The organism is Peribacillus sp. N1, assembly GCF_054600815.1.
Map to the genome: position 1 here is coordinate 308,292 of NZ_BAAHZO010000006.1, position 22,584 is coordinate 330,875.

Sequence of the window (22,584 nt, forward strand, 5' to 3'; positions counted from 1 at the left end):
CTTTAAGATAAATTAACAAAAATAGGTTATGTAAGGGGTTTTCTCCATCCATCAGGAAAGAAACGAAAAAAAGAAATGCCCTTTTCCTTATCAGGATAGCATTATCATTCCCAACAAACAAACCAAAACTATTGGTACCTACAAAATAGTACAAAAATATAGAAGGAACTGCAACTATTACTTTTCAGATTCTTCAATGTTTAAATGGACAGCTGTGCATTTTTGGTAAAAAAAGCCCTGAAACTCAGCATAATGAAAAGGACCACCGTTAATGAAACACTTCCGAGAATCCCGATTAGTATCGCAATCTGGTACTCAATAGCGATTAGCGGGCTTATCCCCGACAGGATTTGCCCTGTCATCATTCCTGGGAGGAAGATAATCCCCATCCCGAGCATATTGTTCAAAGTCGGGAGCACTGCCGAGTCGAATGCAGCATCCACATATTTCTTAACAGCCCTCGCTGGAGTCGCTCCAAGCATCAGCATCGCTTCTACCTTTTCACGATTACTGCTAATCCCATCATGGAGGTTTTTAAGCGCCAATGTCACTCCTGTCATCGCATTTCCCACGATCATTCCAGCAATTGGAATGAAATACCTCGGCTCATACCATGGGGTGAAATGGATCACGACCACATTAAAATAAAACAAGGCAGCCATGGGACCTGATAACATACTTAGGATAACCATCCTTTTGATTTTCTTATTAAGTGTATGGGACACTTGCTTAAAAATATTATGGATGGAAAACAGGGACATCGCACATAGAAATCCCAAAGAAAGTAAAGGGTGGGGATTTTCAAAGATATATGTCAAAACATAACCGGCGAGAACGAGTTGGACCGTCATCCGTACCGTAGCGAGCACGATTTGCTTTTCCCGTGAAATCCCGCGCCATTTCACGATTATGAGCAGGATTACTACAAACACGTAGGCCGCACAAAGACGCCAGAACTCAATATCTATTATCCCATTCGCCTCCATTAATAGTCACCCTCCTTCGCCTTTTTCAGAACGATCCTCTTTTCAGCACAGATGTCCGCAAGCTGTTTTGAATGGGTTATCATGATGACCGTTCCTTTTTCCCGCTTTACTTCTTCTAAAAAACGGCTCATGACCGTCAGCTCGGCTTCCTCATCGAGAGCCGAGGTCGGCTCATCCAGTAAATACACCTCGGGTTTCAATAAAAGTAGCCTCGCCAGTGCCAGCCTCTGTTTCTCCCCGCCAGAAAGATTCTCCGCCCCCTCGTCTAAAGACTTCTGCAACTGGACGGTTTCAAGTGCTTTAACCAATTCGGCTTTATCCTTTTTTTCCTGTTCCGTCAATTCCAGGCCAATCTGAAGATTTTCTTCAATCGTACCAGGTAAAGTGAACGGTGCCTGAGAAAGCATTGTGACTTTACGCCGGAGCTCTATCGGGTTGAATTTATCCAGCAGCTGATCCTTATAATAGATCGAACCGCTATCCGGGTCATCCATCCTGTTCAATAATCGGAGCAGTGAGGTTTTTCCTGCACCGCTTTCCCCAGTCAAGCAAGTAACCATACAAGCGGGTATTTTCAAATCATCAATTTTCAAAATCCCTTTATACCTAATATTTTCAAGCCTAAATATCATTTTGCACGCCTGCCTCCCTTACTCCACCATATCATTATAAGAAACTATCATGATACGGGGTAGCGATGCATGTAAAATTTTTCATTTTCTTTCGCTTTTTTATGGGTTAGTATTAGTCCTGCCGAATATATCCATGACGGACATGGAAAACACCTTAATAAATGGGGGGACTTATCATGAACGGAAATTCCTTGTTACATTCTTATCTGAATGTTTTTCTCCTGACTGCACTTTGCCTGATTACGTTGTCTGGCTGCCAGGCAGCATCAGATGACCAGATTAATCAATCCAAACAGGAAGATTCAATTTCAAATGAAGAAAAAGGCAAGACATTCACAGCCGAGATCATCAAAGTTGTTGACGGTGATACAGTAAAAATCAAAATGGATAATGGAAATGAAGAAACGGTCAGGCTCCTTTTGGTAGATACTCCAGAAACCGTGCACCCATCCAAGCCCGTTCAGCCTTTTGGACCTGAAGCAAGCAAGTTCGCCAAGGAACTCATGCCTGCTGGCTCTGAAGTGGAAGTAGAAACCGGCATAGGTGAAAGGGATAAATACGACCGGCTGCTGGCCTATTTTTATGTTGATGGCAAAATGGTGAATAAACTCCTGCTGGAAAAAGGACTGGCAAGGGTAGCTTATGTTTATGCACCGAACACGAAATATCTTGAAGAATTGGAAGATACTCAGAAACAAGCCCAAAGAGACGAAATCGGTATTTGGTCTATTGAAAACTATGCAACTTCAAAGGGGTTTGATGATTCCCATTCAAAAGAAGTAACAGTGGAAAATCCGACTGGATCTTGCAGTAACCCGCAAATTAAAGGGAATATAAACTCTAAAGGCAATAAAATATATCACATTCCTTCGGGCCAATATTACGAAATAACTAAACCAGAAGAAATGTTTTGTACCGAACAGGACGCACAGGATGCCGGTTTCCGAAAATCGCAAAGTTAACAAATTCAACGGTTTATCAATATGCCCGCTTCCGAACTCGCATTTGGAATTTTTTAGGGGTGATACAAAATGAAATACAACCAAAAATATTTCGTTACTGCTTTTCTCCCCCGCTTCCTTATTTTTAAAAACTAAATGATGATTTGGAAAATTACACATCTTTAAATGTACAGACTGCAGGCAAATTAAAAGAAGATCCGTTTGCCTGCAGTTTTTTATTTTAAAAAGATCCAGCGGATTTCAGAAATCCGCTCCCTTTCCGCCGTCTGCCTGCCTCCATCCAGATAGTTTCCATCATATGTATAATAAGCAAAGAAACAAGTAGGAACCTATTTTCCTTTAAAATAATGGTCGGGGTGAGAGCCTTTCGAACCTTCGTTATTATCCAGTTTGTAGACAAAAGGAGTTCTATCTTTTAAAACATATTTGATTGGAACTGAAGGCGTGAGACTCCTGCGGGAAAAGCGAGTGCCCTACCAAATTTTACAACCCCTCCAAAAAAAGTTTTATATTCACAATTCGGAATGAGACCTTTCCAAGCTCCCTTTTCTCTACAAACGGAGCATTCATGTGTATGGCTTTACATTGAATGAAGAGGAAAAACTAAAAAAAATAGTAGTGAATTGTTTCGGCACATCCAATATCAGGATGTGTTTTTTTCATTTGGTCACCTTTTTCAAGATTATCTGAATCTAGTTTTTCCCTTCAATAAGGTTCTTTTCAGCTCCCTTAAAACCCACTTTTTCCCCCTCCATTTTTCCGTTACGCATTTTGGCTATATATGATCGTTTTATTTATGGTAGAAGCACCCGGGAATACAGAAAAGTGCACTTTCTAAAGGTGACTTGCTTAATGGAAGATTTCTCAGCACTAACGAAGGAATTCACCCCGATGATCCATCATATTATCCGCTCACTTTCCATCTATAAAAATAAGGAAGAATATTTTCAAGTAGGCTTGATTGCTTTATGGGAGTCATTGGGGAATTTCAATGAGGAATACGGAAAATTCTCCAACTATGCCTATACGGTAATCAAAGGCAAAATTCTGAACGAATTAAAGCATCATCATAAATATGAGATCCGCACTGAACCCTTTGATTCCTTCATATTAGAGATTAAGGATCCTTTTACGATGCATGAAGAGGCCTTTGCCATCGATAATATCTTAACCTACACGGAAGGATTGACACTGAATCAGCAACGCTGGCTTTTACAGACATACCTCGAAAATAAAACAGTGTCTGAAATCGCTGAGGTCTATCAAGTCACTGCAGCAGCCGTCAAATCATGGAGAAAGTCCGCTTTAAATAAATTAAGGAACAAGTGATTTTTCCATTGTAAATAATTTGGGGTGGCTCAATCATGAGCCACCCCAAATTATTTACATCGATTAACTTCTCGCTTCTTCTAAATACGTATAAATTATCACACCGTTATGTTGGGCATTCCCCCGAAAATGTTTAAAGTCTTCCCTTTTAACAAGAATCTCACGAAAAGCTAAAAATTCTTCTTTTGTTATCCTGAATTCATCCATTTCCCGGTTCGCCAGTTTATCGAGTACTTCTTTTGCTTCATCTGCATTCATCATATTATCCTCCTTAATTATCAAATGTTCCATCATATTCAGACAGGAGAAATTCCGTTTTCATTTTAACATAAGCAGGCCACTAAATATAAATCAGAATTTTTTGAGGCCCTCTTGCTACATTATTCTTTACGTATGCTTTAAAATAGTGCAAACTGTATAGTAAAATATCATAATGTAAAATGATTGGCATATTTTGTACATAGAATTACATACTGGTACGTATAACTGCGTTTGCAATATATACCAAATTATGCCATATCATTACAGCTGGTCCATTTCAAGAATCGCACCTCCCTTTAAAAGTTTAGCTTACTGTACCGACATGAGAGATAACTAATTCTCTTACTGGCACTTCCCACGTCAAAATCTAAACGGCAAGATGTTCGAATAATCCAATTACTCCATAGTTACTTTTTGATCATTGGAAACAAAATGGGAAAGGATGATTACCATGAAGAAAGCGGAAGTTGGAAATATCATTGAATTTAGAGAAGGCTTAAAAGGAATCGTCGAGAAAGTGAACGAGAACTCAGTAATCGTGGACGTCACGTATATGGAAAATTATCGTGATTTGGAACTTGAACAGAAAACCGTCGTCAACCATAAAAATTATAAAATCATAGGTTAATACAAAACGGGATGGTTTCTCTATACCATTCCGTTTTTACTTTTTAGCGAGCGTATGAATTGATTCTTCAGTTTTTTGTAACCATTTCCATTTTACTCCGTCTAATTCATTAAAGGGCAAAACACTTGTATGTGGTGCAACATATCCAAATTCAGATTGGAATTTCTATCAGAAAGATGAGGGAAACAAATGACTCGTTGGACACGTTATATTGGCTGTGTCACATTCGCCGCTATTCTGCTGACTGGCTGCGGTACGACCACAGACGAAAATGCAGATGAGCCACAAGAAGGTTCAGTAAAGGAGGGGAACGAAGGCAATACCTCTCAAGGAGATAATCGTAATAACAAAATAAGACTGATGGAGCAAAACCTGCAATATTCAATTAACGGGGAAGCAAAGGAAAAAACAGCGTTCTTAAAAAAAAGTGATAATCAACCGTTCAGCCTTTATGTTTTGCAACAATTCAGATTAAGTGCCGAAGAACCTGGAAAGGATATTGTGTTCCTGACTGAAGATGACTCCATTTATATGAGAATAGAACTATTGAAGACGGATGTCAATTGGGATGAGGTGGAAAAAAATGTTCAATCCCAGCTGGAAAGCATTTCAGAAACGATTAGGGATCCTTCCCTTGAAATCGAGGGCGGCACGGGATTTGAAGTGGAAAGTGGGGATGATGTGATCACTTCCATATTGCTCAAGGATGAAAAAGCACCCGTCCGCTTAACTATGTTCACAAAAAAAGATCGAGATTACCGGGATGCTTTTCTAGAGATGGCTAAGACGCTGATGAAAGGATGAACATTGATTCCCCCCTGATGCGGAGGGCTAAGTTCAGGCCCCCCGTTCTTCATCACTCCTTCCCCGCCTTGCTTTTCCAGACCAGAATTAAAAAAAGGAGGCTTATGTATCCAAAAACCGGATAAATATATCCTAGTAACCTTCCATAGCCGAATTCACTAATGATCAAAGCTATTAAAAAAATCACCGCTATGATCAGCATGCTTGGCAATTTAATATAACTGCTGATTTGCCTCTGTAATCCATATATGTTTCCGATGACCGAAGTGAATATCTCCCCGTAAATCACCAAAATGAACATCCAATATAACTGACTGGCTGCCGTTCTCATAATAACTGCTGAAGGAATTTCATAACCATTCACGTCAGGAAGTGTCATAAGTGAAAAATGCCCCGTCAATAAAATGATCGTAAGGAATATCCCTCCAAGGATTGCTCCATGTTTAATGACCTTCTCATCTCGAACTTCATAAGCAACCGGAACCAGCACAGCCTGTGCCAAAGCAAGGTTAAAGGCTGTATAGGCAAATGGTGATAAAAGCATTTTCACGGTGATCACTTCATCTGGAACTTTTGTAAGGGTCTTAAAGAAATCCCCATTACCCAAAGTCGAGAAAAAAAGGATCAAACTAAAACAGATCATGATTGGTACAACAAACGAGTTCACAGTGAAAACACCGCGCATGCCCATCATCAGGACCAAGGATGCCAGAATGATCGTAGACCAACTTCCTATACTTTTAGACACGCCAAGTTGTTCTTCGAAAACGGCTCCAGAGCCCGAAATCATGACAGCTGTCACCCCTAAAAGCATGATAAGGAAGAAGATGTTGATGATTCCTGCTATTTTCCTGCCAAAAAGAAATTGATTGAACTCCTCATAAGAAGATGCTCTGATCTTTGCGGAAATGAGCATGATTTTCGTTCCAGTGAAAATGAAAATATAACCTGCTATTAAAATCCCGATAAAACCATAAAAGCCATAACGGGTAAAAAACTCGACAATCTCTTTTCCAGTTGCAAATCCTGCACCGACGACTGTGCCTACATAAACCGCTGCAATCTGAAAACTCCCTGACCACCTTGACAGCATACTCTCCCCTCCTCCCTACATTTATATGTAAGGAAGAGACATTTAAGACAAGCCGAGTAATATTCCTTTCGTCGGCTGTTTTTTTCCTGGGTTACTTCCTCTCATTGTGCAGTCTGAAACTCCTCATGCATTTCACTGTGAATCATCATTCCGAACGTATGAAAGATTTTAAAAAACGCTTGGAATAATCTCCAAGCGTTCAGACTGTAAACAAATTAATAAAAGTTCCAATTGATTTCAGAAATACGCTCCCTTTGCCGCCGACTGTCTGCCATGCCGCATCAAAGCAGGCGCCTGTGGGGTCTCGGCTAGTCAGTAATTCGGCAGGAGTGTCGCAAAATTTCTTCAATCCAATAATAAGGTTTCTTTCTATATAAAAAAGTGTTCATGAAGGATAACCAAGTCTTCTTTTATAATCATGGTTCGGAGTTAGACCATTCCTTCAAGTATCCAGTTCGTATCATCAAGCCTGATATTTCATAATGCCTTATCATCTATAGTGGAGAGCCATTCGTCTATCACCTTCACAACGGACTCTACAGTCCCGTCAACAAATGGGGATTTCAGATTCGCAGATTCAACGAGATCAAGAAAAGACTTGCTGCCTCCAAGTTGGCACAGATTCAAATAATCCTCCCAAGCCGTTTCATCTTTTTCAGTCGACCTTTTCCAGAATTGGAAAGCACAAATCTGGGCCAATGTATAGTCGATATAATAAAAAGGTGATTGATAAATGTGGCTTTGCCGCTGCCAATACCCGCCATTCTCCAAGAATTCATTTTCTTCATAATCGCGATGCGGCAAATATTCCATCTCGATCTTACGCCAAGCCTGCTTTCTTTCAACTGGTGAAGCATCAGGATTTTCATAGACAAAATGCTGAAATTCATCAACAGCCACCCCATACGGAAGGAATATGAGGGCACCGCTTAAATGGGAAAACTTATACTTTTCCGTATCTTCCTTGAAAAATAGCTCCATCCATGGCCAAGTTAAAAATTCCATGCTCATCGAATGGATTTCACATGCTTCATATGTGGGCCAATAATACTCAGGAATGTCAAGATCACGGCTGCGAAACACTTGGAATGCATGACCTGCCTCATGTGTCAAAACATCTATATCCCCGGAAGTTCCGTTGAAATTGGAAAAGATGAATGGAGCTTTATAGTCTTCTATAAAAGTACAATAGCCTCCGCTCTCTTTTCCTTTCTTCGCCACAAGGTCCATCAGGTCATTATCTATCATATAGTTGAAAAACTGATTCGTTTCAGGCGAAAGCTCCTTGTACATCTTTTTCCCGTTTTCGATGATCCACCCGGCATCGCCTTTTGGAGTGGCATTACCCGTTCTGAAATGGAAATTCTCATCATAATAGTTCAGGTTCTCCAATCCAAGACGTTCGCGCTGACGTTCCTTCAGCCGGGTGACAAGCGGTACCACTTCCTCTTTCACCTGCTTGCGGAATGAAGCAACCATTTCAGCATCATAATCAGTCCTTGTCATTCGATAATACCCAAGTTCCACGAAATTCCCATAACCGAGCGCTGTCGAAATTCCATGCCTCACCTTGACAAGGTCGTCGAATATACGATCCAATTCCTCCTGCTTTTCTTCAAAGAAACCGTAATATGCCTCACTTGCATTTTTCCTTAATTCACGATCCGAGGACTCCATAAAAGGCTGAAGCTGCGCTAGTGTTAATTCTTTTCCATCAAAGGGGATTTTTGCAGAGGCTATCAATTGTGAATATTCGCTTGATAATTTATTTTCTTTTTGCAGCTGTGGTATGATTTCGGGCGAAAAAGTTTTGAGTTGGGCATCTGCCAGGTCAAATAGTTGAGTTCCCCATTTCAACTCAAGCTCCTTGCGATATTTCGAGCGAACGAGTTCATTGTAAAATTTGGAGGTTAACTCTTCCATTTCAGGGGAGAAGTCATCTAAATAATCATTCTCCGCTTTATAAAAATCATCATTGGTATCAATGGAATGCCGTATATAGACCAAATTAAACATCGTACCTACATAATTTCGAATTTCATTTATTTCTTCCATGGCTTTTATTTGTGCATCGGCATTAGCAGCGTCAGTAAACTTTTCCAAAGCTTTCATGAACCGTGTTTTAATTTCATCCATTTCAGGACGTTTATATTCATACTCATTAAATTTCATATGTACGCTCCTTTTCACAATATAAAAACATTTTTTTCCTGTATAATCCAGAGTAACAGTTTCCAATCCAGGTCACATTCATCTTGTCACGGTTATCGTAATATAAAAATTCGCCACAGCGTTATTAAAAACCTCTATGTCCTCGAAACAAATTCAGGTTTTATCAGACATAAAAAAACCAGCACCTGCAGTCAATCCGGGTGCTGGTTCTTTAGCTAATTTTGGGCGGAATACCCAATCTTTTTAAGCAATTCGATCACGGTGGCCTTTTCATCCTGCGTAAGTACACTCATGATATCATCGATTCTTTTTTCATGCTCAGGAAATACTCCTTCAATGAAGGCCTTTCCTTTATCCGTTATTTTTGCAAAGGTTACACGGCGATCCTCTTTACATGCAATTCGCTGTAGATATTCCTTCTGTTCAAGTTTATCCACAACATAGGTAATGCTGCCGCTCGCCAGCAGGATCTTTCCGCCTATTTGCTGAAGAGGCTGATCCCCTTTATGATAAAGTAATTCCAGTACTGCAAACTCTGTTGGATTCAAACCCTCTTCAGCTATATGTTTATTTACTACATCATTAATGGATCGATGAGCTCTAGACATCACGATAAACAGTTTCAAAGACTGTTGGATGTTATTATTCTCCATAACTTCACAACCTTAAAAATTTTTAATTAAAATATCTTGAATTAAAAGTTATTATATGACATAAAGACTTCTTTGTCAATCTGCCCTGTTAGTATGCACTATTGTTTAATCAATCATTTTGATATACTTGAAAAAAAAGCTAAAGTAGTGACAAACATGAAAACAAGGCATAAATTCACCACATATCTACTTATTGTTATTTTACCATTAATTTTCCTCTCTATCATTTATTGGATGCATTTAGATCGTTCCATTCAAAAAGAAAGACAGGAACAAGCTAAATGGGCGGGAACGGTTTATCAAGAATACATAGATCAAGTTATCAGTGAAACGAAGGAAAGCCTTGAGCTGCTTAGCCTTAGCAGTTCCATGCTTTATATGGATGACAAAAAAACAGAACTTCTTTTGAAATGGATCAAAGATACAGATTCCAGGTATGCAGGAGTGTATTGGCTAAATCGCGACGGTGTGTCCATTTCAGGGACGAATAAGAATTTCCATCATAACTATTTAATTGAACAGAATGATATTGAGCGTGCCTTAAAAACTCAAAAAGCGGTTGTTGCAGAAACAAATGAGCTACATAGCCATGATTTTAATTATTTTTCCATTTTTGCTCCCATTCTGGATCAAGATAGAAAAGTGCAAGGATTTTTATTAGCACAAATCAGACTGGATCATATGGAAAAAAGATTAAAGATCCTTAACCCCGGTCATACCTTTAAATTGGAAACAAAGGACAAAACCCGAATTATAGATATGAATGCCGAAGGATTCACTGGACATTCAAAATGGGTGGATTTCCCTTTGACCGAAGTCGATTGGACACTGTCGGTCAAAGTGCCCGATAAGATTAACACAAATAACATGAATGTTTTTTTAATGCTTGTCTTTTTCACCTTCTTTTTTACTCACATGATCTATATCATCGTGGAGGAACTGATCGTTCGCAGGAATACCAAAAAACAAAAGTTACTAAACGAAAGCCAAAAAATAGATTTTGTCGGTACTTTAGCTGCCAGTACTGCACATGAAATAAAAAACCCACTTACCGGCATAAAGGGGCTAGTGCAATTATTGGTTGAAAAACACCCTGAAGAACAAGATCAGTTCTATTACTCTGTCATCATGAAGGAAATTGAACGGATCAATAGCATCGTCAGCGAATTTTTAATTTTAGGGAAGCCAATGGCCCAGACTTTATCCTTAAATGATATTCGCAGTATCATTGCTGAATTGAGACCAATAATAGAATCAGAAGCACGTCACTTCAATATTGAAGTGGAATGGAATATCATAAAGGAGCCGATCCGGGTTCATTGTACAAAGGACCAACTCAAACAAGTCATTCTTAACATTGCCAAAAACGGTTTCGAGGCCATGGAAGTTGGGAAAAAGTTAAAGATTCAAATTCACCATGAAAATGAATGGGCTAAACTCATGATCATCGACACCGGGCAAGGACTGAATGAAAAAGATATAGATAAAGTGTTCGATCCCTTCTATACATCGAAAAAGGAAGGAACCGGATTAGGGCTATTTGTGTGTAAACGAATTATTGAATCTTTTAACGGTACCATCGAGTTTTCAAGTAAACCTCAAATCGGTACAACCGTTACAATCAGCTTACCGCTGATAAAACATTCATAGCAATACATTGAAGGGTTTCATTTTTTTATGAAGACTAGTAACGATTCCGATTTATTTTAAGATGTCCTGCATACGGTGCATGCCTCTTGAATCTATTTATTGAATAGGTAAAAATCTCAATCAGGAAGAAGGAAATAAACAGATGGGAAGTATCGCTGCCATTAAAACAAAACCGCAAAAACAGGATATGACTCTTAAAATCATGATCATCATAGGCATATGTCATTTAATGAATGATTCTCTACAGGCCGTCGTACCGGCCATGTTCCCAATCCTCGAAAAATCAATGTCGTTAACGTATACACAGCTGGGGATGATTGCATTCTGCCTGAATATCGTCTCATCGCTTCTGCAACCGGCAGTTGGGTTCTATACTGATAAAAAGCCATTTCCATATGCATTGCCCATCGGGTTGACCAGTACTTTAATAGGGGTCATCATTCTTGCACTTGCCCCAAACTATACCATTATCCTTGGTGCAGTCATCTTGATGGGCTTAGGGTCAGCCATATTCCATCCGGAAGGCTCCAGGGTTGCCTACATGGCAGGCGGATCAAAGAGAGGCCTGGCACAATCAATTTATCAAGTCGGAGGGAATAGCGGGCAGGCACTTGCCCCGCTCATCACAGCCATCGTACTTGTTCCTTTTGGGCAAAAAGGCGCACTCTGGTTTGCCCTGGTTGCCTTAATGGCCGTTATCCTATTGCTGTATATTGCCAAGTGGTATTCCCAAAAGTTAGTTCACTTCCAGCCTAAAAAGCTTGCTGCGAAAGTAATCAATAAAGAGCGGTCCCATAAAGTGGCAAAAGCCCTGGTATTGATATTATTCATTATTTTTGCACGTTCTTGGTATGTATCTTGCATGACGAACTTTTATAGTTTTTATTTGATCGAGCAGTATTCATTCACGATAAAATCCGCACAATTTTTCCTATTTGCCTTTTTGGCCGCTGGTGCTGTAGGTACGTTTTTCGGAGGTCCGCTTGCTGATAGATTCGGGCGCAAAAATGTCATTTTCTTTTCATTCGCTGCCAGCATGCCACTAACAGCACTTTTACCATTCGTACCTCCTACAGCCGCTTTTATCTTATTATTGATGGCGGGATTCATTATAATGAGCAGTTTTTCCGTCACTGTAATATACGCACAGGAATTGGTCCCGGGGAAAGTCGGAACGATGGCAGGGTTGACTGTAGGGTTAGCCTTTGGAATGGGTGCCATTGGATCCGTTTCATTAGGAGCCATTGCCGATATAATTGGAATCGAATCCATGATTAAGCTAGTGGGATTCCTGCCATTGCTGGGAATCATCAGCATGTCACTGCCGACTGATCAAACATTGAAAAAATGGTATGCAGAAGAGTAACTGCAAAATTGTTATTTCCTGGAACATATTTTTTATGTCTAAATACAATAAATTATTGTTTCACCCAAAAATTTAAACTAAGTAACGATAAGTACCATACAAAGGAGAAATTTATGAGTGGAGTTTTATTAGGCAGCATCCTATCTGCTATGTCTACAGGGTTTGGTGCGTTACCGATCTTGTTCATTCAAGGTTCAATCACACATCGATTCAGAGACACTCTTCTGGCATTCACCGCTGGAATCATGATGGCTGCTTCGTTATTGAGCCTGATCCCGGAGTCTCTGGCCACTGGAGGGTATATTCAGCTAGTCATTGGAGTGTTTCTCGGGGTATTGACATTAACGATCATGGAAAAAAACATTCCTCATATCGATCTCAGCCATACGAAAAGTGGCATTCAGTTCGATGAAAAGGCTTTGCTCATCATCACTGCCATTACACTTCATAATATTCCTGAGGGTCTTTCCGTCGGGGTCAGTTATGCGTCTGATACAGCTGATACAGGTAACTTGATCGCTTTTGCCATCGGCCTGCAAAATGCTCCGGAAGGCTTGCTGGTGGCTTTGTTTTTAATTAATCAAAAAATTGGTAAACTCACAGCGTTCCTTATAGCAACCTTAACCGGTACCATCGAAATAATTACAGGATTATTGGGTTATTATTTAACCTCTTACATTGGGTTCCTGGTTCCATACGGCCTAGCCTTCGCCGCCGGGGCCATGCTTTTCATCGTTTATAAGGAATTGATTCCTGAAAGCCATGGGGATGGTAATGAACGCACATCAACCTATTCCTTCATCGTCGGCCTTTTGTTCATGGTAATTTTATTGGAAGTTTTGTAATTTCCCCCACCTACCATGGCTGGCTCCATCAAGTGAGTCAGCCCTTACTTTTCATTTATCAGTGTAATCCATTCAGAAAAATAAGGCCTCTAAACCAATCCCGATGCATGAAGGACACCTTCTGGTGACCTCTCCCGATATATATCCCAAGCCCATGAAAATTCCAAAGATATTTCTTGTGTATATGAGTCTTTCTTTAATTGTTTTAAATGATATGTTCGTAAAGGTTCCTTCATGAGAAATCGCAAAAAGGGGATTGTCTCCCTGCCTGCCAATTTAAAAGGTCATGCACGCATTCAGTTCCCTTAATAGGTTATGTCATCATTAAAGGGCTGCTGCACTATAACAACCATTTCTTCCCGCTTATTTCTCACTTCCGATGAATGATGTTGAAGGATCAAATACTCATTTATTAGTTTATCAAGCTGCTCGCTTTGGCGAAGGGTATACTCATGACCTAGTCCATACATTTTGGCTAACTCCATCATTTCCCAACGCTTCATTCGAATCTCAGAACAAATTTCCATTGCACACCTAGAATTCATAACAACATTCACTACTCCTGCCCTTTTAAAGTTACATTATAATAAAGAAGTATTACAAAATATGCCTTATATGTAAATAGATTCGCAAAAAAAGACAAAACTTCTTAAATTGCGATAAAGCTTTACCCACCAGCAGACAGGATATGACGGAAATTTCTAACCATAAAACCCTGATAATGATCAGGAAGAATCATATGAAGCCAGCTCCGAGAAATGATTCGAAAGTTACCCAGTTTGAGGGGATTATTAGTTTCCGCTTAATTAATTCGGCACAGTTCCTTTTTATGAAAGCACAACATTTTTTATGAGCTTAATTGTGATTCCAAGATAATAATGATGGAACAAAAAAAGGAATCCAATAAAGGATTCCCCAGACTGTAGAAAATTCGAACAAAAGCCAGTCTGCCTGCAGTTTTTTAGGATAAGTACTATTTGTCCACTCCAGGCACACGCTTTCCGTTCCAATCCCTTTAATAAATTAGATAGAACCTTTTTTCACGAAAAACGTCCTAGTTATTCTCAGAATCCGCTCCCTTTCCGCCTACTGCCTTCCAAGCCACATCAAAGCAGGCTTAGCCAGTTATTCGGCAGTAATGTCGCAAATATCTTTTACTCGAAAGGCAAATAAATATGAAAGCTCGTCCCTTTTCCCACTTCGCTTTCCACCTCTATATAGCCATTGTGCTCTTCAATGATTTTATAGCTGACCATGAGCCCCAGTCCGGTTCCCCTATCCTTCGTCGTATAAAAAGGTTCGCCCAATTTTTTTAGCATTTCCGTTGAAATCCCCATACCTTTATCGGTAATTGAGATGCAGCCGTATTTCTCTGAAAACCGGCTTGTTTTAATTTGAACAGATCCGCCATCCGGCATGACTTCCAATGCATTTTTGATGATGTTAATGAACACTTGCTTTAACTGGTTCGCTTCACATAAAACCTTAAATTCCTCTTCTTCAAAGTCTGTCTCGAATTGAATATTTTCCAACAGTGCCTGAGCGGCCAGTAATTCTAGTGTCTCTCTCAAAATTGTATGAACATCCTGTTTAAAAATTTTTAGTGCCTGCGGCTTTGCCAGTACCAAAAATTCCGTGATAATGGATTCGATTCGCTTAATTTCGGATGTTATCACATGAAAATATGTGGAAAACTCCCCCTTGACACCATCTTCAAGTAACTGGATAAAACCTTTTAAGGCTGTCATTGGATTCCTGATTTCGTGAGCAATTCCGGCCGCCAGTTCACCAACGACATTCAAAGTATCCGATTTCCTGATCTGTTCCTGCATTTCGAGATTTTTACTCACATCTCGGAAAATGCTTAAATTCAGGTTCGAATATAAATTTTTCCTTGTCAAAAATTCAATATGCTTTACTCTTCCATCTTCGAATGTTATTGGAATGATGGATGAGTAGACCTCATGCTTATAAACATTTTCAATGTGAGCGTTCAAGACAGGAGCATTTTCAGGAATTTTTTTGATGAATCCCTTAACAGATAAAGAAAGCAGTTTACGCTTTGAAATCTCCAATATTTTTTGACCTGCTTCATTAATATCCGTGAACCCTTCATGATTCCAGAGAATCAAGCCGTCTAATGTTCCCTCAAAAATCTTCCTGAACTTCTTCTCACTATCCCTTAATTCCTTCTCAATCAACCAGCGCTCACTGACATTTCGAAATATCGTTACGTTATACCCGTCACCTTCATGTTTTTTGGCAGTCAATTCAAGCAATTTAATTTGGTTATTAGGCATTTTATAAATCAGCTCACCCCGAACTTGGGTGTCTCTTTCAAACGTTTCCATCATCTGACCAAAATGGTGATTATTGCTGTACACGTATTTCCAGATATAACTGCCTATCAAATCCTCTCTGCTGGATTCGAATATTTTACATGCTGAATGATTGACCCGAAAAATGATTCCATCATCATTCCAGAATATGATCGCATCCATCGACTGGTCGAATAATTCCGCAAAAATCCGTTCGCTCGTTTCTAACTTTTTTTCTATTATATTTGATTCTGTAATTCTTCGAAGCACCGACATATATAATTCATTTCCTACCGTTGAACTTATGGAAAAAGTAAAGTGATGCAGTTCATCCCCAACCTTAATCTCTACCTCTCCTTTGAAGTTCGACTCATAAAAGGCTCTTTGTATGCTCTCATCCCAATATCCCCGATAATCAGGGGATATGAGGTCCCTCATATTCTTACCGACAATCTCTTTTTTCGGGATGCCCATGACATGGATAAAGGCATGGTTCACTTCCATGATTATTCCTGAACTGTCGAATAGAACGATACTTTCTATGGCTGTATCAAAAATGTCCAAAAACATCTGCCTTGACATCCTTGTTTCCCTTGACGAAGAAACATCCAATGTCACATCCCTCAAACGATAGAACTGCTGTCCTTCGGAAAGCTCGCCTATACGCATAAACTCTATTTGCTTAAGGGCTCCGGTATGAAGCTGGATAATTTGCCTTTCAGGTTCATTCGAGGTTTTTAGGGAACTTGACACTTCCTGATTATTTAAAGGGATGACATCGAGAAAATCTGTTATCTTCATGGACTCCAGCTGATTTTTCGATGATTCCAGCAGGGCACATGAGGCATCATTGGCAAAAGTGATACGCAGTTCCTCATCAACCCTAATATAAGGCTCTGACATTGAATTGAAAATATTCAAAAACCCTTCGATTTGTTTATTCAATTTTATAATTTCCTGTTTATATCCCGTTTCATTCTCATAACCGATATTCATATTAACCCCCCTCATCAAAACCCCAACTTACCAAACTTTATTCGACATCCATCTTGATTTTCCTCGGTATTTTCGAAAAACGATAAAATTACAAAATTTTACTATATATCAAATGATAGTATATTGAATACTATAAAACTTCGCGTTAAGCTTAATTTAAGATTTTTATAATAAATTTAATAAATATTGATTTCGTACAAGGTATTTAGGGTATAAGAGATAACAATGCTTTCTTTCTAGCTACCTTAAAAATTTATTAAATGGAGGCAACAATGAAACAACGTGATTTTTTCTTCGATAACGCCAAGTTCATTCTCATGGCCTTTGTCGTCTTTGGACATTTGCTGAATACGTATATACATGACAGTGAAACGATTTATGCTTTATATAAAACCATTTATTCCTTTCACATGCCTGCCTTTATCCTGGTTTCAGGCTTCTTTGCAAAAGGTTTTTATCAAAAAGGGTATTTAGGTAAAATTACTAAAAAACTGATTTTACCCTACATCATTTTCCAATTGATATATACCGTTTACTATTATTTTTTATATGAACGTTCTGCCATCAACGTAGACCTGCTTGATCCCCAATGGTCGCTATGGTTCTTGATCAGTTTATTCTGCTGGAACATCATGCTGCTTGGTTTTTCAAAGCTAAAGCCATCAGTAGGCATAGGTTTATCCATCTTAATCGCATTATTGATTGGATATATTGACAATATCTCCAATTACCTTAGTCTTTCCAGGACATTCGTTTTTTTCCCGATGTTCTTGATCGGATACCATTTAAGCAAGGACCATTTAAAAAAACTTTTCACTCCCAAAATTCGTTTGGCTTCACTTAGTGTCATGTTAGTGATTTTTATCGGATTTTATTTAAATACCGATATCAATTATAAATGGCTGCTCGGTTCGAAACCATATGCCGAACTTGAAGATGCGACAATCGTGTCCATGTTCAAACGTCTGGGATTTTATGGATTGAGCATAATTTCAGTGTTCAGCTTCCTTTCATTCATCCCACGCGGACAATATTTCTTTACGAATTGGGGTAAACAAACCCTTTATGTCTATCTGCTGCATGGTTTCTTCATTCGGTTCTTCCGTGAAAGCACCATACAGGAATACTTCAGCAATACCGAGAGCTTCATCATGCTCGCCGGTCTCTCTTTCTTGATTACGGTGTTATTATCAAGTGAAATGATCGCTACGATGGCACAGCCGATCATCGAATTGAAGGCGACCAAAACAAAACGTTTCATGACTAAAACAAAAGAATATATTAAACAAGCTTTTTAAATAAAACGGATGAAGCATTTTCTGCTTTATCCGTTTTTATTTCATATCGACCTTCAAGGGAAAAGATTCCCCTTCAATACAATAACTCATTTTTCAAATGAAGCACGCTATGGTAAAATTACTCGTTAGTGCTTGTTGGCTTAAAAAGACATGTACACGAAAGGAGTCAGGCGTTTACTTTACGCCCTTTAACATGAATATAATAATCAGTACTCTTAATGCAAAATATATCCATACATCGCTATCCATCCGATATTTAAAAGCTTATGCCCAGCCAGATTATGATGTACAGCTGGCGGAATATACAATAAAAGATCCGATTATGAACATAGTTGGTGACCTTCATTCCAAAAAACCTGACGTAATCGGGTTCAGCTGCTATATTTGGAACATCGAGGAAACAATGAAGGTCGTAGCCATGCTGAAGAAGATCAATCCAGAATTGGTTATCATCCTGGGCGGACCTGAAGTCACCTATGATGTTGGGGAATGGCTTGATCAGATTCCCGGGGCTGATTTCATCGTAATTGGCGAAGGTGAAGTTACCTTCAAGGCCCTTTTATCTGAAATCGAAGGTTCGAATGACTATAAGAAGGTCGGCGGCATTGCGTATCGGCAGGATGGGAGAAAAATCATCCAGCCTCAGAACGGCAAGGTTGATTTAAAATCCCTCCCTACTCCATATCGTTTGGAGGAAGACCGCGGAGACCTATCTAAACGTGTCACCTATATCGAAACTAGCCGAGGGTGCCCGTTCAGCTGCCAATTTTGCCTTTCATCGATTGAAGTGGGTGTCAGGTATTTTGATCGAGAAAAGATTAAAGAAGATATCAGGTACCTTATGGCTAATGGTGCCAAGACAATTAAGTTCGTTGACAGAACGTTCAATATCAGCCGAAGCTATGCCATGGAAATGTTTCAATTCCTAATCGATGAACATCTTCCCGGTGTGGTTTTCCAATTCGAGATCACGGCAGACATCATGCGTCCGGAAGTTATCCAGTTCTTGAATGATAATGCCCCTGCAGGATTGTTCCGCTTTGAAATAGGAGTACAGTCGACGAATGATCATACGAATGATCTAGTAATGAGAAGGCAGAACTTCGAAAAACTGACAAGGACCGTAACCATGGTAAAAGAAGGGCAGAAAATTGATCAGCATTTAGACCTTATTGCAGGTTTGCCTGAAGAAGATTATCATTCTTTCAGAAAGACCTTCAATGATGTTTTCGAGCTCAGACCCGAAGAGATGCAGCTTGGTTTCTTAAAGATGCTTCGTGGCACTGGCTTACGGATACGTGCCGATGAACACCAATATATATACAGCGAACATGCTCCCTATGAAATCCTGGGGAATAATGTTTTATCCTTCGATGACATTGTCCGCATTAAACAAGTTGAAGATGTCCTTGAAAAATACTGGAACGATCATAGAATGGACCATACCACGGAATATCTTGTCCAAACGGTATTTCAATCACCGTTCGACTTCTTTCAAGATTTCGGTACCTATTGGGATGAACAAGGGTGGTCACGAATCGGACATCAGCTTGAAGACTTGTTCAGACGTTTACAGCAGTTTTTGGCTTCCCGGGAATCAGCCGAACTGAAAAACATTATCGGACTCATGAAATTGGATTATTTCATCAATCAAAAATACAAACCACGTAAACCTTGGTGGGAAGCTTCATTAGATAAAAATGGGCGGAAAGAGATATATGAAGATATTCTGAATAACCCTGGACAGCTTGGTTCCTCTTTCACAGCTTTGGCCCTTAATGAAAAGGAAATACACAAACACACATTGCTCGAGGCACTTCCCTTTGATTTGGAAACGTATTTAGCTGAGGGAACAATCGTCGATAAACCATCGTTCATGCTTGCCTATTTTGATCCGAGTGGTAAGGGATCAACGATTTTCCCTCAATCAAAATCTGGCAGCATCATACTTTAAGAATAAGGACGGACCCAAGAATTGGGTCCGTCCTTATTTACTTATCACTTTCACGTTTTTTATTTTCTTTTGCCAAAATCTCATAAATTTTTGTTGCGTTCATATCGCCGCTGAATTCGATTCCAAATTCCGTCCGTACATGTTCCCCCATCTTTTCCCCGCTGTCCCGTTTTTCTTTATCCATTAACTTCTTCCTTTTCTGCCCTGCTTTGAATTGCGGTTGGCACCTTTCATCGCGTTTTCCTCCATTGCGAACTCATTGGAAAATTCATTTTCAGCTTGGTTTCTTTTTGGCGTTTTACTTGCTTTGACAGCACCATCCACATTGGCTTTCCGTTTCATTTTCATCCACCCTTTTTAATATAGTTTACTTCTTTAGAATGGGGTAAAAATGCCGGAAATTATTCAGGGATAATATAGGGACAGACGAGAAAAATAACCGTAAAACGGAAAGGGAGTCGCTATATGAAAAAAAAATTGGATTCACCAATTATCGACGATACACAACCGCACCAAATTAACGCACCAAGCTTTAAAGGAACCGGCATAAAACCAAAGGCTCCATTCGTTAATGATTATGGAGTCGTCATCGGCGACAGTAAATATGCATCCGAAAACTCACCACTTGAAAATTGGAGTGAAGATACAGATCCGGAAATCATGGCTGGAGACGAATGGATACACCCCACCAATGATATAGGCTGGAATACAACTGAAAACCGTGAATTGTTAGAGGCTAAAAGAGCACCGCAGCCGCCTTTCATGCATCCCGATAAGGATGTCAGCACCGATGCGGATTGAGTCGTTCTAGAAGGGCAAGAATCCCATTATCATACAAGGGGTGCATCACACCCCTTCTTCTCATTTAACCTGCAAAATCAACTTCCCTTTTGTTTGACGTGCGTTCATTTCCTCATGGACGGCTGCTGCCTTTTCAATTGGATAGATGCCGCCGATGGTTAGCTTAAGTTCCCCAGACGCGACGTATGCAAAAAGTTCTTGAATGCTGGGCAACAGTAAATCTGGGTGTTTCATGATCTGTGGCAGAAAAAAACCTACAACGGATTGATTGCGCCTCATTAATTGCTGCGGATTCATCGTATATGGCTTACGGCTGGCATTACCAAAAACAACTAGACGTCCGAAGGGTGCCAAACATTTCAATGTTTTATTGAAAATATCCCCTCCAGCCATTTCCAGCGCCACGTCGACTCCCTTTCCTCCCGTGACCTCACGGACTTCCATTTCCCATCCTTCTTTCGTGTAATCGATGAGTTCATCTGCCCCCATCTCTTTAGCCAGTTTCAACTTTTCCACTGTGCTGGCTGTGGCAATCACTTTTCCAGCCCCGAAGATTTTGGCTAGCTGGACAGCAATCGTTCCTACTCCGCCTGCAGCAGCATGGACCAATACCGTATCCCCCTGTTGCATGCGTCCCATTGTCTTTAAAATATGATAGGCGCTCAGACCTTGAAGGGGCAGGGCAACAGCTTCATGGAAATGAATGGCATCAGGAAGCGGAATGGCCGAGAACTCATCAGATAGGGCGTATTCCGAATACCCACCTGATTCAATTAAACTCACGACCCTTGTACCAGGTTTGATTTTAGTCACCTTTCCACCAACTTCCACCACAACGCCAGCCACTTCCGCACCTGGAATGAAAGGAAGCGGCGTAGGTACTACATATTGCCCTTCCCTTCTGGCTGTATCTGCATAATTGACGCCGACACAATCGATTTCAATCAGAACTTCATGCCCAGTTGGCACGGGTCTTTCCATTTCAGTCAATTTCAGTACTTCCGGTCCGCCGTATTCTTCAAAATGAATGGCTCTCATCTTTATCCCTCCCTTATTAATTCCCTGTAAATTCCGGTTTTCTCTTTTCTTTGAATGCTGCAACTCCCTCCAGATGATCTTCTGTTGAAGCCATCAAGGTTTGCGTGATGCGCTCCTGTTCGAGTATTTCATCAAGTGTAGCCGTAAATGAATGACTTACGAGCTTTTTCATCATTCCATAAGCCTTTGTCGGTCCATTTGCCAGCTTTTCCGCAAGTTTCAATGATTCTTCTTCAAATTGATTGAGTGGGTATAAATAATTAATGACACCTAACTGGTATAAGCGCTCCGCAGAAATCGGTTCGGCAGAAAAGAAGAGCTGCTTTGCAAGATGGGGCCCTACTAACTTAGGTAAAAAATACGAGCCCCCTCCATCAGAAATCAGGCCTACCTGTGAAAAACTCATGGCAAATTGACTATCATCGGAAGCCACGATCAAATCACAAGCGAGTGCCAAATTGAATCCTGCCCCTGCCGCAAATCCATGGACGGCAGCGATTACGGGAACCTCAGAAGCATCGAGAGCCATTATGCATTCGTTCATTCTGCCGACATGATCATACAATTGACCTGCAGAGGCCTTCCCCATCGACTTTACGTCTCCTCCTGCAGTGAACGACCTTCCCGCCCCTTTAATGACGACGGCCCTTATATGTGGTGTATGTTTTACATCCTTAATCGCTTTCGTTAAGCTTGCGATCATATCAGGACTAAACGCATTCAAACTTTCAGGACGATTCAAAGTAAGGATCATTACATTATCGATTACTTCTGTCAATAAGTGTTCTTTTAACATTT

22 protein-coding genes are annotated in these 22,584 nt (G+C 40.1%); 10 read left to right on the top strand and 12 right to left on the bottom strand.

What is annotated here, in order from left to right:
* Positions 1-200: 200 nt before the first annotated feature.
* Both ACYP5M_RS22305 and ACYP5M_RS22310 read right to left on the bottom strand, forming a co-directional pair.
* Positions 201-986, bottom strand: coding sequence for an ABC transporter permease (locus tag ACYP5M_RS22305; RefSeq protein ID WP_230177609.1), 786 nt, complete (start codon positions 984-986; stop codon positions 201-203).
* Positions 986-1,615 (bottom strand): ABC transporter ATP-binding protein, encoded by a 630-nt coding sequence (locus ACYP5M_RS22310; RefSeq protein WP_459735545.1) that lies wholly within the window; start codon positions 1,613-1,615, stop codon positions 986-988. Before ACYP5M_RS22310 ends, ACYP5M_RS22305 begins: the two co-directional genes overlap by 1 nt.
* Before the next feature lie 179 nt (positions 1,616-1,794).
* Between ACYP5M_RS22310 and ACYP5M_RS22315 the strand changes: the two genes are divergently transcribed.
* The gene (locus ACYP5M_RS22315; RefSeq protein ID WP_459735530.1) at positions 1,795-2,580 is read left to right on the top strand and encodes a thermonuclease family protein; all 786 of its coding nucleotides are present in this window, start codon (positions 1,795-1,797) and stop codon (positions 2,578-2,580) included.
* 852 nt (positions 2,581-3,432) lie between these two features.
* Complete coding sequence (locus ACYP5M_RS22320) at positions 3,433-3,909, top strand: sigma-70 family RNA polymerase sigma factor (protein WP_434168997.1); 477 nt, start codon at positions 3,433-3,435, stop codon at positions 3,907-3,909.
* A 63-nt stretch (positions 3,910-3,972) separates the two neighbouring features.
* Here ACYP5M_RS22320 and ACYP5M_RS22325 read toward each other — a convergent pair whose 3' ends face one another.
* The gene (locus ACYP5M_RS22325) at positions 3,973-4,167 is read right to left on the bottom strand and encodes a hypothetical protein (protein WP_101224508.1); all 195 of its coding nucleotides are present in this window, start codon (positions 4,165-4,167) and stop codon (positions 3,973-3,975) included.
* Positions 4,168-4,621: 454 nt separating this feature from the next.
* Between ACYP5M_RS22325 and ACYP5M_RS22330 the strand changes: the two genes are divergently transcribed.
* Both ACYP5M_RS22330 and ACYP5M_RS22335 read left to right on the top strand, forming a co-directional pair.
* Positions 4,622-4,798: a YkvS family protein gene (locus tag ACYP5M_RS22330; RefSeq protein WP_064505160.1), complete on the top strand. Its 177-nt coding sequence runs from the start codon at positions 4,622-4,624 to the stop codon at positions 4,796-4,798.
* A gap of 189 nt (positions 4,799-4,987) precedes the next feature.
* The gene (locus tag ACYP5M_RS22335; RefSeq protein WP_427573973.1) at positions 4,988-5,602 is read left to right on the top strand and encodes a hypothetical protein; all 615 of its coding nucleotides are present in this window, start codon (positions 4,988-4,990) and stop codon (positions 5,600-5,602) included.
* 52 nt (positions 5,603-5,654) lie between these two features.
* Here the strand turns inward: ACYP5M_RS22335 and ACYP5M_RS22340 are convergent, their stop codons facing one another.
* From ACYP5M_RS22340 to ACYP5M_RS22350, 3 genes are all read right to left on the bottom strand, one after another.
* Positions 5,655-6,695, bottom strand: a complete 1,041-nt coding sequence (locus ACYP5M_RS22340) for a YkvI family membrane protein (protein WP_459735531.1) — start codon at positions 6,693-6,695, stop codon at positions 5,655-5,657.
* 477 nt (positions 6,696-7,172) lie between these two features.
* The gene (locus ACYP5M_RS22345; RefSeq protein ID WP_434168995.1) at positions 7,173-8,867 is read right to left on the bottom strand and encodes a M3 family oligoendopeptidase; all 1,695 of its coding nucleotides are present in this window, start codon (positions 8,865-8,867) and stop codon (positions 7,173-7,175) included.
* Between the two features lie 215 nt (positions 8,868-9,082).
* The gene (locus tag ACYP5M_RS22350) at positions 9,083-9,520 is read right to left on the bottom strand and encodes a MarR family winged helix-turn-helix transcriptional regulator (protein WP_034314147.1); all 438 of its coding nucleotides are present in this window, start codon (positions 9,518-9,520) and stop codon (positions 9,083-9,085) included.
* Positions 9,521-9,676: 156 nt separating this feature from the next.
* Between ACYP5M_RS22350 and ACYP5M_RS22355 the strand changes: the two genes are divergently transcribed.
* The 3 genes from ACYP5M_RS22355 to ACYP5M_RS22365 all read left to right on the top strand — a co-directional run bounded on the left by ACYP5M_RS22355 (position 9,677) and on the right by ACYP5M_RS22365 (position 13,381).
* Positions 9,677-11,170 carry an ATP-binding protein gene (locus ACYP5M_RS22355; protein ID WP_434168994.1) on the top strand — a complete coding sequence of 498 codons (1,494 nt, stop codon included), beginning with the start codon at positions 9,677-9,679 and terminating at the stop codon, positions 11,168-11,170.
* Between the two features lie 142 nt (positions 11,171-11,312).
* A complete protein-coding gene (locus ACYP5M_RS22360; RefSeq protein ID WP_101224503.1) occupies positions 11,313-12,536 on the top strand; it encodes an MFS transporter in 1,224 nt (407 codons plus the stop codon).
* A 113-nt stretch (positions 12,537-12,649) separates the two neighbouring features.
* The gene (locus ACYP5M_RS22365) at positions 12,650-13,381 is read left to right on the top strand and encodes a ZIP family metal transporter (RefSeq protein ID WP_101224502.1); all 732 of its coding nucleotides are present in this window, start codon (positions 12,650-12,652) and stop codon (positions 13,379-13,381) included.
* A gap of 305 nt (positions 13,382-13,686) precedes the next feature.
* Here ACYP5M_RS22365 and ACYP5M_RS22370 read toward each other — a convergent pair whose 3' ends face one another.
* Both ACYP5M_RS22370 and ACYP5M_RS22375 read right to left on the bottom strand, forming a co-directional pair.
* Complete coding sequence (locus ACYP5M_RS22370; RefSeq protein ID WP_434168993.1) at positions 13,687-13,926, bottom strand: aspartyl-phosphate phosphatase Spo0E family protein; 240 nt, start codon at positions 13,924-13,926, stop codon at positions 13,687-13,689.
* Positions 13,927-14,535: 609 nt separating this feature from the next.
* Positions 14,536-16,695, bottom strand: coding sequence for a PAS domain S-box protein (locus ACYP5M_RS22375; RefSeq protein WP_434168992.1), 2,160 nt, complete (start codon positions 16,693-16,695; stop codon positions 14,536-14,538).
* A 272-nt stretch (positions 16,696-16,967) separates the two neighbouring features.
* Here ACYP5M_RS22375 and ACYP5M_RS22380 point away from each other — a divergent pair, with 272 nt between their 5' ends.
* Entirely contained in the window at positions 16,968-17,993 is a 1,026-nt protein-coding gene (locus ACYP5M_RS22380; protein WP_434168991.1) for an acyltransferase family protein, read from the top strand.
* A gap of 193 nt (positions 17,994-18,186) precedes the next feature.
* Positions 18,187-19,947 carry a B12-binding domain-containing radical SAM protein gene (locus ACYP5M_RS22385; protein WP_101224498.1) on the top strand — a complete coding sequence of 587 codons (1,761 nt, stop codon included), beginning with the start codon at positions 18,187-18,189 and terminating at the stop codon, positions 19,945-19,947.
* 37 nt (positions 19,948-19,984) lie between these two features.
* Here the strand turns inward: ACYP5M_RS22385 and ACYP5M_RS22390 are convergent, their stop codons facing one another.
* Entirely contained in the window at positions 19,985-20,131 is a 147-nt protein-coding gene (locus ACYP5M_RS22390) for a hypothetical protein (RefSeq protein ID WP_157831111.1), read from the bottom strand.
* Positions 20,131-20,289, bottom strand: coding sequence for a hypothetical protein (locus tag ACYP5M_RS22395; RefSeq protein WP_094246584.1), 159 nt, complete (start codon positions 20,287-20,289; stop codon positions 20,131-20,133). Before ACYP5M_RS22395 ends, ACYP5M_RS22390 begins: the two co-directional genes overlap by 1 nt.
* Positions 20,290-20,412: 123 nt before the next feature.
* Here ACYP5M_RS22395 and ACYP5M_RS22400 point away from each other — a divergent pair, with 123 nt between their 5' ends.
* A complete protein-coding gene (locus ACYP5M_RS22400) occupies positions 20,413-20,748 on the top strand; it encodes a DUF3905 domain-containing protein (RefSeq protein WP_101224497.1) in 336 nt (111 codons plus the stop codon).
* Between the two features lie 60 nt (positions 20,749-20,808).
* On the opposite strand, the gene ACYP5M_RS22405 is transcribed toward ACYP5M_RS22400, so the two are convergent.
* Positions 20,809-21,786, bottom strand: coding sequence for a quinone oxidoreductase family protein (locus ACYP5M_RS22405; RefSeq protein WP_434168990.1), 978 nt, complete (start codon positions 21,784-21,786; stop codon positions 20,809-20,811).
* Between the two features lie 16 nt (positions 21,787-21,802).
* On the bottom strand, positions 21,803-22,582 hold the full coding sequence (locus tag ACYP5M_RS22410) for an enoyl-CoA hydratase/isomerase family protein (protein WP_459735532.1): 780 nt from the start codon (positions 22,580-22,582) through the stop codon (positions 21,803-21,805).
* Between the last annotated feature and the right edge of the window lie 2 nt (positions 22,583-22,584).